The sequence below is a fragment of the Clostridium sp. MCC344 genome, assembly GCF_018785365.1.
In the GTDB taxonomy this organism is placed as follows: domain Bacteria; phylum Bacillota; class Clostridia; order Lachnospirales; family Lachnospiraceae; genus Pilosibacter.
The window spans coordinates 166,740-179,740 of the sequence record NZ_WQPQ01000013.1 but is presented as its reverse complement, the minus strand read 5'-3'; the positions used below and the strand labels follow the sequence as shown (position 1 = coordinate 179,740).

8 protein-coding genes are annotated in these 13,001 nt (G+C 48.7%); all 8 read left to right on the top strand.

Annotated features, from left to right (window positions below):
- The first annotated feature begins 79 nt into the window (after window positions 1-79).
- The 8 genes from glmM (at window position 80) to GPK90_RS03160 (ending at window position 12,525) form a co-directional block, all read left to right on the top strand.
- A complete protein-coding gene (gene glmM / locus GPK90_RS03195) occupies window positions 80-1,438 on the top strand; it encodes a phosphoglucosamine mutase (RefSeq protein WP_215702137.1) in 1,359 nt (452 codons plus the stop codon).
- Window positions 1,439-1,918: 480 nt separating this feature from the next.
- Window positions 1,919-3,592 (top strand): 2-isopropylmalate synthase, encoded by a 1,674-nt coding sequence (leuA, locus tag GPK90_RS03190; RefSeq protein ID WP_015552509.1) that lies wholly within the window; start codon window positions 1,919-1,921, stop codon window positions 3,590-3,592.
- A 337-nt stretch (window positions 3,593-3,929) separates the two neighbouring features.
- Window positions 3,930-5,174 carry a hypothetical protein gene (locus GPK90_RS03185; protein ID WP_215702136.1) on the top strand — a complete coding sequence of 415 codons (1,245 nt, stop codon included), beginning with the start codon at window positions 3,930-3,932 and terminating at the stop codon, window positions 5,172-5,174.
- A gap of 106 nt (window positions 5,175-5,280) precedes the next feature.
- Window positions 5,281-5,772, top strand: a complete 492-nt coding sequence (locus GPK90_RS03180) for a hypothetical protein (protein ID WP_215702135.1) — start codon at window positions 5,281-5,283, stop codon at window positions 5,770-5,772.
- Between the two features lie 280 nt (window positions 5,773-6,052).
- On the top strand, window positions 6,053-8,902 hold the full coding sequence (gene uvrA / locus GPK90_RS03175; RefSeq protein ID WP_215702134.1) for an excinuclease ABC subunit UvrA: 2,850 nt from the start codon (window positions 6,053-6,055) through the stop codon (window positions 8,900-8,902).
- 337 nt (window positions 8,903-9,239) lie between these two features.
- Complete coding sequence (gene iadA / locus GPK90_RS03170) at window positions 9,240-10,388, top strand: beta-aspartyl-peptidase (RefSeq protein WP_117470439.1); 1,149 nt, start codon at window positions 9,240-9,242, stop codon at window positions 10,386-10,388.
- Between the two features lie 373 nt (window positions 10,389-10,761).
- Entirely contained in the window at window positions 10,762-12,306 is a 1,545-nt protein-coding gene (guaA, locus tag GPK90_RS03165; RefSeq protein ID WP_215702133.1) for a glutamine-hydrolyzing GMP synthase, read from the top strand.
- Between the two features lie 78 nt (window positions 12,307-12,384).
- Complete coding sequence (locus GPK90_RS03160; RefSeq protein ID WP_215702132.1) at window positions 12,385-12,525, top strand: hypothetical protein; 141 nt, start codon at window positions 12,385-12,387, stop codon at window positions 12,523-12,525.
- Window positions 12,526-13,001 lie beyond the last annotated feature (476 nt).

Sequence of the window (13,001 nt, the reverse complement as noted above, 5' to 3'; positions counted from 1 at the left end):
ACCTTATAGAGAACCGGGATATCAGACAACGGCAATATCCGGTTCTCTATAAGGTTCGCGGGTCATGGAGGATTGAGGAATGGGAAAATATTTTGGCACCGACGGCTTCCGCGGAGAGGCGAACGTAAATCTGACCGTGGAGCATGCATATAAAGTCGGAAGATTTCTTGGATGGTATTACGGAAAACAGGCAAAGGGAGACCGCTGCAGAGTCGTGATCGGAAAAGATACAAGACGTTCCAGCTATATGTTTGAGTATTCCCTGGCAGCGGGACTCACAGCGTCCGGAGCGGACACTTATCTCTTACATGTGACGACAACTCCGAGCGTGTCTCATGTGATCCGCACGGAAGATTTCGACTGCGGGATCATGATCTCTGCCAGCCATAACCCGTACTATGACAATGGCATCAAGGTCATGAACGGAAACGGTGAAAAGCTCGAGGAGAGCGTCATCGAGGAGATCGAGAAGTACTTAGACGGTGAGATGGAAGAAATTCCGCTCGCTAAGAGAGAAAATATCGGAAGAACCCAGGATTTCGCGGCAGGAAGAAATCGTTATATCGGCTACCTGATTTCCATCGCGACAAGATCCTTTAAGGGCAAAAAGGTCGGTCTCGACTGCTCCAACGGAAGCGCTTCCTCCGTTGCGAAGAGCGTATTTGACGCTCTCGGTGCAGACACTTATGTGATCAACGACCAGCCGGACGGCCTCAACATCAACCGCGACTGTGGATCCACGCATATCGGAAATCTTCAGAAATTCGTGAAGGAAAAAGGTCTGGATGTCGGATTTGCATACGATGGTGACGCAGACCGCTGCTTGGCGGTGGATGAGAACGGAAATGTCGTGGACGGCGACTTGATCCTCTACATCTGTGGAAAGTACATGAAGGAACAGGGACTTTTACGCAACAACAAGATTGTCACGACGGTCATGTCAAACCTCGGTCTCTACAAAGCGCTGGACCGCGAGGGTATCGGCTATGAGAAGACAGCGGTCGGTGACAAGTATGTGTATGAGAACATGTCAAAGACCGGAAACTGTCTCGGCGGTGAGCAGTCCGGACACATCATTTTCAGCAAGTATGCGACGACCGGTGACGGTATCTTAACTTCCTTAAAGATCATGGAAGTCATGCTGGAGAAGAAGGAGACACTTGGAAAGCTTGCTTCTGAGGTTACGATCCTTCCGCAGCTTTTAAAGAATGTCCGTGTAGCAGACAAAGCGGCGGCGTTAAACGACCCGGATGTACAGGCAGCCGGAAAAGCCGTTGACGAAGCGCTCGGAAATGACGGAAGACTTCTTCTGCGCCAGAGCGGGACTGAACCGCTGATCCGCGTGATGGTCGAGGCGGAGACACCGGAGATCTGCGAGAAGTATGTGGATCAGGTGATCGATGTATTGAAGAAAAAAGGTCATGTGACAGAAAGCTGATCGCTTGAAATATAAAATATGAAGGATGAGGCAGTGAAGAAAATTCGCTGCCTCATTTTATATATGGTGGTAGTGGATTTTGCCGATTCGGAATGCGAAGCATCGGCAAAATCCTGTTACAGTGCGCGGGCATGGAGTGCCCGGGTACTGTAACACTGCATATCTCCCATATCTAAATGTTATGGTATAGATTCTTGCGATTCCTTTTTCGCAGTGATATAATGAAGAAACGAAAAGGAGGCGGCCGAAAAACGCGGCCGCCGCCAGAATTTCACAAAAAAGGACTGATGAAAATGGGGTTAGACCTAAAAGCGTAACATTGTTTATAATTGAGAAGTACAGCGTGGTTTACCGACTCCGTGGCCTGCGACTATGAAGCTGGAGGGAAACTGCAGTGCCTGGAAAGACTGCATGATTACAAAAATTCATGAAATGCAGGAATGAAAATGACTTTTATCAGAAAAGCGGAGGAAAGAAACTATGATGAACTATAAGAGATATCAGAGAGTACCGGTCATGAATTACCCGGAGCGGGAGTGGCCGAATAAAGAGATCGAGAAAGCACCGATCTGGTGCAGTGTGGATCTGCGCGACGGCAATCAGGCACTTGTAGAGCCGATGGTCGTTGAAGAGAAGATCGAAATGTTCAATATGCTGGTGCAGATGGGCTTCAAGGAGATCGAGATCGGTTTCCCGGCCGCTTCCCAGATCGAATTTGACTTTTTAAGACAGCTCGTTGAACGCAGGCTGATCCCGGACGATGTGACGGTCCAGGTTCTGACCCAGTGCCGTGATCACCTGTTAAAGAGAACCTTCGAGTCCATTCAGGGAATCCCGAAGGCAGTTGTGCATATTTACAACTCTACATCCACCTTACAGCGTGATGTTGTATTCCATATGGACCGCGAGGAGATCAAGCAGATCGCAATCGACGGTGTCGATATGGTAAAGAAGTACATGAAAGATTATGACGGAAAAGTGATCCTGGAGTATTCCCCGGAGAGCTTTACCGGAACAGAGATGGACTATGCGCTTGATATCTGCAACGCGGTCCAGAGAGCATGGGGACCGACACCGGACAATAAGATGATCATCAACCTTCCGTCCACTGTCGAGATGACGACACCGAACGTGTTTGCGGACCAGATCGAGTGGATGAGCAAACATCTGGAGAACCGCGAGAGCATCGTTTTAAGTGTTCATCCGCATAATGACCGCGGAACAGGCGTTGCTGCGGCAGAACTTGCAATGCTTGCAGGCGCTGACCGCGTTGAAGGAACCCTGTTCGGAAACGGTGAGCGTACCGGCAACGTGGATATCCTGACCATCGCCTACAATATGTTCTCTCAGGGAATCGATCCGGAACTTGAGATCGGCGACATCAAGAAGATCGCGGAGGTTTACGAGCGCTGCACAAAGATGCATATCGATCCGCGTCATCCGTACGCTGGAAAGCTGGTATTTACTGCATTCTCCGGTTCCCATCAGGATGCTATCAACAAGGGAATGCATGCGCTTATGGAAAGAAAGAGCGAGATCTGGCAGGTTCCGTATCTGCCGATCGATCCGTCCGATATCGGAAGAGAGTACGAGCCGGTGGTCCGTATCAACAGCCAGTCCGGAAAGGGCGGTGTTGCTTTCGTTATGGACAGCTTCTTTGGATTCAAACTTCCACGCGGCATGCACAAGGAGTTCGCGGATGTGATCCAGAAGATCGCAGAGAAGCAGGGTGAGGTTGCACCGGATCAGATCATGGAAGAGTTCCGCATCGAGTATCTCGACCGCAAGGAACCGTATCACTTCCGCAAGTGCAAGATTACAGATTTCGAGTCCGGAGACCAGTTCACAACCGTTGCTGTTGTTACCTACTCTGACCACGGCGAGACAAAACAGTTTGAAGGTGTCGGAAACGGCCCGATCGATGCTGTGAAACGCGGACTGGAGGAGGAGCTTGGTATCTCGATCAAGGTTCTCGATTACAGCGAGCATGCGCTGACATCCGGTTCCGGGGCACAGGCGGCTTCCTATATCCACCTGATGGATCAGAAGACCGGCAAGGTGACATACGGTGTCGGCATCAGCTCCAACATCACGAGAGCATCCTTAAGAGGTATCTTCAGTGCAGTTAACCGTCTGTTTGGAGATGCAGAGTAAAATAAAAATGTCGGATATACGTTCAGTGCTGCGGTAAGGCATAGAGAGAAACTGCAATGTCCGGCGGCAAATCATAAGAAAATTTTAAATGCGGCAGAAATGGGAATGCAATCCTGTTTTTGCCGCATTTTTGCGTCATATTTTTAATGAAATGTAAGGAAAAAGAGAAGAGTTTTTAGGAAGTTTTCTGTATAATACAAGTACAAACAAAAAACGAAAGATATCTAACGGAGATATCGAAAACAAATAGCCACCGTGGGAACGATGAAAAGGAAACCGGTGGGAAAGTGAAAAAGTATATTCCGGAAACGGAAATATTTAGAAGAGGAGGGTTTCTATGAAGAAGAGATATTTTGCAGGTGCAGCAGTTGCAGCGATGATTTTAACCGCAGGAATGGCGATGACCTCCTTTGCGGACTGGTCACAGCAGAATGGAAAATGGTATTACTACAATGACAACAACGGACGCCTCGTTCGGAATGACTGGGTATGCTCCAAAGATGCATGGTATTATATGGATTATAATGGAGTGATGCAGACAAACAGCCTGATCGATGATACCTATTATGTAAATGAGAATGGTGTCATGATCACAAACACATGGAAGTACATCAACAACAGCCGCTGGAACGAAAGTGGATGGAGATATTTCGGAGCAAACGGAAAGGCGTACACAAACGGCTGGAAACAGATCAATGACGTGTGGTACCACTTTACGGATTCCGTTTTGGATATCGGCTGGGTGGAGATCGATGGTAAGATCTATCATTTAGAAGATTCCGGAGCTATGACGACGGGCTGGAGAAAACTGGCGGACAGAGAGGATGACTGGGGTGAGTACTGGTACTACTTTAATTCCAGTGGAAAGCTGATCTATGATGGTGAGCTGAAGATCTCCGGTGAGACCTATATCTTTGACCACAGCGGAAGAATGCTGACTGGCTGGGTAAATGAGTCTGATTACACATCTACAGGACGTGACGACCTCTCCAACAGCGATGTCAATGCCCTTCGCTACTTCCGCAGCGGCGGACAGCAGATGAACGGCTGGAGATATATGGCATCCCCGGATGACGCTGAGGAAAACTGGTACTACTTTAAAGATGGCCGCGCATATTCCACATCCTATAAAACAACGGAGGCCTGCGGATACGGAATAGCGAAGATCAAGGGAGAGACCTACTGCTTCGATAAGAAGGGCCGCATGAAGACAGGTCTTGTGGAGCTGAGTGATGGCAGAAAGTTCTACTTTGATAGTGACGGAAAGATGAAGACCGGACGGATCGTGGTCAACGACGATAACCATGACAACGAAGTATTCTACTTTACGACTTCAGGCAGTATCGGAAAGAGAGGCGACGGATTCACGGGTGTGAAGGACGGAAGTCTCTACGAGAACGGACGCCTTGTGAGTGCGGAAGAAGGAATGAAGTACGAGAAAGTCACCGTTGACGGAAAGACATATGTAGTCAATGAATCCGGTAAGGTAAAGACCAGCGGAACCGTGACAGATGCGGATGGCGTGAAATATAAGATCACGAAGGATCAGAACGGTGGATATAATGTAGAAGTTTCCTGGTAGGAATGGATACAAAAAGCTTGATTATATAAAGGATGATGACGGCGATGTTTTTATTGAATTGAAAAGAAAGTGTGCCTATTACATTATCTCATATGATTAGGAGGGAATGAATAGCTATGAAGAAAGCATATTTTTTTATTTATCATCTTTGACAGTTATTTTGTTTAATATATTCTTTATTGGTTTTATTCTGAAAAACGGACATAAAGAATATATCCCTCCGGCAGGAGTCATTACATATGAATATTGGAATGAGCTGGTAAAAAATCCAGAATTAGTCGATGAAGTACTGGCAAGTAATGTTGCGAATATTTCAAGCGTATCATGCATTATATTTGTGCTTGAAATTCTATATGCATTGGCTGTTTACGATAGTTTAAGAAGTAGAGACGGACGATGGATACTACTCATAGTTTCTATAGCTTTTATCTCATACAAGATATGTCGACAGCTTTTCATAACGTATATCCCGGTGTACCATATGTTTATGCTGCTTCTACCGACTGAATTTGTATCAATAGTTCTGGAAGTCTTAAATTTATATGCGTATAGAAGATCTCGTAGCAGGGAAATGCTGAAAAACAGTACACACAGATAATGTAGAATTTCATAGAAACCTATAAAGAGAGACCCTGGCGGGCAGCTGCCGGGGTCTTTCGCGTTTTTTGGGGAAAAGACAGATGGATATGCCGATTGAAACGGTCTGCGCAGATGAAAAGTGGTAAAATATGAAACGAACAAATGTTTGCATATAAAATGGAATTGTGGTATACTGACCGTAACACGGGACAGTAACCGGAATCCATGGAAAACGTATAGTCCCGGAACTCTGTGAGAATGATAAAGCAAAAGCAGACATGGCAAAGAGGAGAGACACAATGCCGAAGCAATATATAAAAATACGAGGTGCCAACGAGCACAACTTAAAAAATATTTCCCTGGATATCCCGAGAAATGAGCTGGTGGTCCTGACCGGACTTTCCGGATCGGGAAAATCCTCCCTGGCATTTGATACGATCTACGCGGAGGGACAGAGACGCTATATGGAGTCTCTGTCCTCCTATGCGCGTCAGTTCTTAGGCCAGATGGAAAAACCGGATGTTGAGAGCATCGAGGGACTTTCCCCGGCAATCTCCATCGACCAGAAATCCACGAACCGCAACCCGCGTTCCACCGTAGGAACTGTGACGGAGATATACGACTATATGCGTCTTCTGTACGCGAGGATCGGTATCCCCCACTGCCCGAAGTGCGGCAGGGAGATCCGGAAACAGACCGTGGACCAGATGGTGGACCAGATCATGACACTGCCGGAGCGGACGAAAATCCAGCTTTTAGCGCCAATGGTCCGTGGAAGAAAAGGACGTCATGAGAAGGTTCTGGAACAGGCGAAACGCAGCGGTTATGTCCGTGTGATGATCGACGGAAATCTCCACGAGCTGTCTGAGGAGATCACGCTGGAGAAGAATATCAAGCACAATATCGAGATCGTTGTGGACCGTCTCGTTGTGAAGCCGGGGATCGAGAAACGTCTGACGGACTCCATCGAGACGGTGATGAAGCTGTCCGACGGTCTGATGATCGTGGATGTAGCTGGCGGCGAGCCGATCAACTTCAGCCAGAGCTTTTCCTGCCCGGACTGCGGGATCAGCATCGAGGAGGTGGAGCCGCGAAGCTTCTCCTTTAATAACCCGTTCGGCGCCTGCCCGGACTGTTTTGGGCTGGGATATAAGATGGAATTTGATGAGGATCTGATGATCCCGGATAAGTCCTTGAGTATCAACGAGGGAGCGATCGTCGTCCTTGGCTGGCAGTCCTGCGCGAAGCCGGGAAGCTTTTCAAGGGCGATTCTGGATGCCCTGGCGGCAGAGTATCACTTTGATCTTGATACTCCGTTTAAAGATTATCCGAAGGAAGTCCATGATATCCTGATCTACGGAACCGGCGGAAAGGAAGTAAAGGTTCACTATACAGGACAGCGCGGAACCGGCGTTTACGACGTGGCCTTTGAGGGCCTGATCGAGAACGTGAACCGCCGTTACCGGGAGACGTTCTCCCAGGCCAGCAAGGCAGAGTACGAGAGTTTTATGCGGATCACACCGTGTACCACCTGTCATGGACAGCGCTTAAAGCAGTCTTCTCTGGCAGTGACGGTAGGTGGGCTGAATATTTACGAGGCTACGAATATGTCCATCGTAAAATTCAGGGAGTTTATCGATGATCTGAAGCTATCTGAGATGCAGAAGATGATCGGTGAACAGATTTTAAAGGAAATCCGGGCGAGGATCAGCTTCCTGATCGATGTGGGACTGGATTATCTGTCCTTATCCCGGGCGACGGGTACCCTTTCCGGCGGCGAGGCACAGCGAATCCGTCTGGCGACCCAGATCGGCTCCGGACTTGTGGGGGTTGCCTATATCCTTGATGAGCCGAGTATCGGACTGCACCAGAGAGATAACGATAAGCTGTTGAAAACGCTGGAACATCTTCGGGATCTCGGAAACAGTGTGATCGTCGTGGAACACGATGAGGATACGATGCGGGCGGCGGACTGTATCGTGGATATCGGTCCTGGAGCCGGGGAACACGGCGGAAATGTGGTCGCTGTGGGAACGGCAGCCCAGATCATGAAGTGTAAGGAATCGATCACCGGTGCGTATTTAAGCGGCCGGATCAAAATTCCGGTGCCGAAGGAGAGAAGAAGCCCCACAGGCTGGATCAAAATCCGCGGCGCGAGGGAAAATAACCTGAAAAACGTTGATGTGGATGTGCCGCTTGGAATTATGACCTGCGTGACCGGTGTGTCAGGATCGGGAAAGAGCTCCCTGATCAACGAGATCCTCTATAAGGCGCTGGCGAAAAAACTGAACCGCGCCCGGACGATCCCGGGAGACCACGACGGAATCGACGGCGTGGAGCAGCTGGATAAGATCATCGCCATCGACCAGTCTCCGATCGGAAGAACGCCGCGATCGAATCCGGCGACCTACACTGGTGTGTTTGATCTGATCCGTGATCTTTTTGCGGCGACTACCGACGCAAAGGCGAAGGGATACTCAAAGGGACGGTTCAGCTTCAATGTAAAGGGCGGCCGATGCGAGGCTTGCAGCGGTGACGGAATCATCAAGATCGAAATGCATTTCCTGCCGGACGTCTATGTGCCCTGTGAGGTCTGCGGCGGAAAGCGGTATAACCGTGAGACTCTGGAAGTGAAGTATAAGGGAAAGAGCATTTACGATGTGCTGAATATGACTGTGGAGGAGGCGTTAAAGTTCTTTGAGAATGTGCCGTCTATCGCGAGAAAGATCGCGACATTGAACGATGTGGGACTTTCCTATATCCGTCTTGGACAGCCCTCAACGGAGCTTTCCGGCGGAGAGGCGCAGCGGATCAAGCTCGCCACAGAGCTTTCCAGACGCGGAACCGGAAAAACAATCTATATCCTCGATGAGCCGACGACAGGACTCCACTTCGCGGATGTCCATAAGCTGGTGGAAATCTTAAGAAAGCTTTCCGAAGGTGGAAATACGGTGGTTGTGATCGAGCACAATCTGGATGTGATCAAGACCGCAGATTATATTATCGACATGGGACCGGAAGGCGGAGATCGCGGCGGTACTGTGATCGCGAAAGGAACGCCGGAGGAGATCGTGAAGGTTCCGGAGTCTTATACGGGGCAGTATGTCAAGAGGTATCTCGAGAACGGAGATGCCGGTTCAGACGAGTAAAGGTTACTTTTCATGGGTAGGAATTTTCTGAACTGAAAATTCCGTATGATACCGTTATGACCGCGGATTTTGCCGATTCGGAATGCGAAGCATCGGCAAAATCCTGTTACCGTGCGCGGGCATGGAGTGCCCGTGTACGGTAACGAGTAAAGAAATGAAAGTTTTGAATCATCACTTGGAATACTTCCGGCGGTATGTTATACTAAAATAATAAGAAAATCATAATTGCCCGACAGTAATTTCTATTACAGTTCAGCCGTACGCTGGTTTGTCTGAACTGAATTTCCTGTTATCGGGTAGTTATGTAAAACAGGGATCACACAGGAGGAATAAGCCCATGCTGTTAGTAAAAAACGCAAAAGTTTACGCACCGGAATATCTCGGAGTGAAGGATATCCTGATCGCCGGAGGAAGGATCGAAAGAATTGCGGATCATCTGCCGGAGTATGAGGGATGTGAAGTAATCGACGGAACCGGAAAGATCGTGACTCCGGGTATTATCGACCGTCATGTCCATGTGACCGGAGGCGGCGGAGAAGGAAGCTTCCACACTCAGGCACCGCAGGTCCAGCTGTCCAGCCTGATCAAGGGTGGTGTTACAACTGTACTTGGACTTTTGGGAACTGACGGAATCAGCAGAAGTGTGGAGAATCTTTTAGCAAAGGTAAAAGCGTTGAAAGAAGAGGGAATTTCCGCTTATGCGATCTGCGGAGCCTATGGTTATCCGAGTACGACCGTGACCGGAAGCGTCAGCAAGGACATTATGTTTATCGATGAGATCCTTGGAGTGAAGCTTGCGATCTCTGATCACCGTGCGCCGAATATCACGACAGAGGAACTGATCCGTCTGGCCAGTGATGTCCGCACCGCAGGAATGCTGAGTGGAAAACCTGGATTTATCTGCCTTCACATGGGCGGAGACAAGAGAGCATTGAAACCGGTATTTGAGGCATTAGAGCGCACCTCGATCCCGCCGAAAACATTTCAGCCGACTCACGTGGGACGCAACGCGAACCTCTTAGAGGATGCGTTTAAGTTCGCGAAGATGGGCGGAACGATCGACCTCACCTGTGGGGAATCTGAAAGCAAGTTCCACTCTGTTGCAGATGCTGTCAAGAAAGCGAAAAAAGAAGGGGTTCCAATGGAGAAGGTGACCATGAGCTCCGACGGACAGGGAAGCTGGTCTAACTATGATGCAGAAGGAAAACTTGTGGAGATAGGCGTTTCCGATGTGGATACGATCTACCGTCAGATCGTCTACATGGTAAAAGAAGAAAATATGGATTTGGAGGAACTTCTGGCTCTCGGAACTAAGAATCCGGCGATGGCTCTGGAATTATATCCGAAAAAGGGTGCTGTGAAGGAAGAAAGTGATGCGGATATCCTGATCATGAATGAAGATCTCTCTCTTGATACGGTGATCGCTATGGGCGTGCCTATGATGAGAGATGGAAAAATCCTTAAAAAGGGAACGTATGAGAAATAATGTTGCTGCCTGCGCGAGGTGCAAATGTGCCTGACTATGTACAGGAACCTTCATAGTTACTTTTCATGGGTAGGAATTTTCTGAACTGAAAATTCCGCACAATACAGTGGTGGTAGTGGATTTTGCCGATTCGGAATGCGAAGCATCGGCAAAATCCTGTTACAGTGCGCGGGCAAGGAGTGCCCGTGTACTGTAACCCTTCATACTCATTAAAGTACAGGTTTTGAGGGAAAGCACTTGCCAAGTTTCCATGAATCCCTTATAATTAGTTCCAAATAGGAAAATTTATATCTGTCCGGCATTCCGGCACAAATCGATGCGGATTGCCGGGCAGTTATCAAGAAGTACATGCACATATTTCAGGAGGCACCCGATGAATCAGGAAAAAATTATTGTTATCGACTTCGGCGGCCAGTACAATCAGCTGGTTGCCCGTCGTGTCCGTGAATGCCATGTATACTGTGAGATCTACTCCTACCGGACTCCGATCGAACAGATCAAGGCAATGAATCCGAAAGGAATCATCTTAACCGGAGGTCCGAACAGCGTTTATGAGGAAGGTGCTGCTACATGCAGCAAGGAACTGTTTGAGATGGGCGTTCCGGTACTCGGACTCTGCTACGGCGCGCAGCTGATGTCCCACATTCTCGGCGGACATGTATGCAAGGCACCGGTCCGTGAGTACGGCAAGATCGAAGTGACTGTGGATAAGACAAGCAAGCTTTTCGGAGATGTATCCGAGAAGACGATCTGCTGGATGAGCCACAATGACTACATCGAGAAAGAAGCACCTGGATTCAGAATCGTCGCACATACTCCGGACTGCCCGGTTGCAGCCGCGGAATGTGCGGAAAAGAAATTATATGCGATCCAGTTCCATCCGGAGGTTCTTCATACTCAGGAAGGTACAAAGATGCTCCACAACTTCATCTACGAAGTCTGCGGATGTGCCGGAACATGGAAGATGGATGCATTTGTCGAGAACAGCATCAAGGCGATCCGTGAGAAGGTTGGAAACGGAAAAGTTCTTTGCGCGTTATCCGGTGGAGTTGACTCTTCTGTTGCAGCCGTTATGCTCGCAAAGGCAGTCGGCGACCAGCTCACCTGTGTATTCGTTGATCACGGTCTTCTCCGCAAGAACGAGGGAGACGAGGTCGAGGAAGTATTCGGACCGAACGGCCCGTATGATCTGCACTTTATTCGCGTAAATGCCCAGCAGCGTTTCTACGATAAATTAGCTGGCGTTGAGGAGCCGGAGAGAAAGAGAAAGATCATTGGCGAAGAGTTTATCCGCGTATTCGAGGAAGAGGCAAAGAAGATCGGCGCCGTTGACTTCCTGGTACAGGGAACAATTTATCCGGACGTTGTTGAGAGTGGCCTCGGCGGAGAGTCCGCAGTGATCAAATCCCACCACAATGTCGGAGGACTTCCAGATTATGTTGATTTCAAAGAGATCATTGAGCCGCTCCGCGACCTCTTCAAGGACGAGGTTCGTAAGGCTGGTCTGGAACTCGGAATTCCGGAGAAGCTCGTATACCGTCAGCCGTTCCCGGGCCCGGGACTTGGTATCCGTATTATCGGCGCCGTAACACCGGAGAAAGTAAAGATGGTACAGGAGGCTGACGCGATCTACCGCGAAGAGATCGCAAAGGCAGGAATCGACCGCAATATCGGTCAGTACTTCGCAGCACTGACTAATATGCGCTCCGTAGGCGTTATGGGTGATGAGAGAACTTACGACTACGCGATCGCGCTGAGAGCCGTAAATACGATCGACTTCATGACCGCAGAGGCAGCAGAGATCCCGTGGGATGTCCTCGGAACCGTCGCAAGCCGAATCGTCAACGAAGTGCCGCACGTAAACCGCGTACTGTATGACTGCACGGGGAAACCGCCGGCTACGATTGAGTTTGAGTGATGAAATTGTTCTCGTCCCACCCAGACTCATCCAAGTGTCCGAGTGAAAAAGAACATAAAAAATATGAAGCAGAGTCAGATGAATTTCAAAGAAATTCGTCTGGCCCTGCTTCTTTTTTTGCAGCTGCATCCACTCTATGCATCCCGGTTCCAAGCCACCAATCCCTTCTCTTCAATCCAGAAAACAATCGGGAAAACAGGAAAAAGGCTTGGTTTATAAGGCTTAGATCGGATTGCTGAATGGAACAGAGGCAGAAGAGGCTTGGAGGCAGAGACAGACGCAGAGGTCATTGAATCCGAAAACTGAAAGTTGAATATAGAAGAAAATGTTGTAGGATTGCCGCTATGAAAAGGGAAAGAGGCTTGGTTTTTTCTCGTCCCGGAAGGTCGATTTTCGGGTGGACAAGAGGGTGATTCTTGGTGGGACGAGAACATAGTATCTCGAAATAATTGGAATTATTTCGAGAAAATGGCTTTTGGGCTTGGAATCAAATCGAGATTTTGGCTTTTCGGGCTTGGTGGAGAACCAATTTCTGGGAATAAATATGACCGGAAATTCGCTGTAAAGCTAATTTCTGGAAGAAATAGCAACCAGAAACTCGGAGTAAATACTAATTTCCGGGAATAAATATGGCCGGAAATTCCATGGACATCCAATTTCTCGAAATAAATAGGGCGGAATTTCGATGGACATCC

Coding starts and splice junctions, on each gene's coding strand:
- GPK90_RS03160 (WP_215702132.1), top strand. CDS start 12,385: ATGAATTTCAAAGAAATTCGTCTGGCCCTGCTTCTTTTTTTGCAGCTG.
- uvrA (WP_215702134.1), top strand. CDS start 6,053: ATGCCGAAGCAATATATAAAAATACGAGGTGCCAACGAGCACAACTTA.
- glmM (WP_215702137.1), top strand. CDS start 80: ATGGGAAAATATTTTGGCACCGACGGCTTCCGCGGAGAGGCGAACGTA.
- guaA (WP_215702133.1), top strand. CDS start 10,762: ATGAATCAGGAAAAAATTATTGTTATCGACTTCGGCGGCCAGTACAAT.
- GPK90_RS03185 (WP_215702136.1), top strand. CDS start 3,930: ATGAAGAAGAGATATTTTGCAGGTGCAGCAGTTGCAGCGATGATTTTA.
- GPK90_RS03180 (WP_215702135.1), top strand. CDS start 5,281: ATGAATAGCTATGAAGAAAGCATATTTTTTTATTTATCATCTTTGACA.
- iadA (WP_117470439.1), top strand. CDS start 9,240: ATGCTGTTAGTAAAAAACGCAAAAGTTTACGCACCGGAATATCTCGGA.
- leuA (WP_015552509.1), top strand. CDS start 1,919: ATGATGAACTATAAGAGATATCAGAGAGTACCGGTCATGAATTACCCG.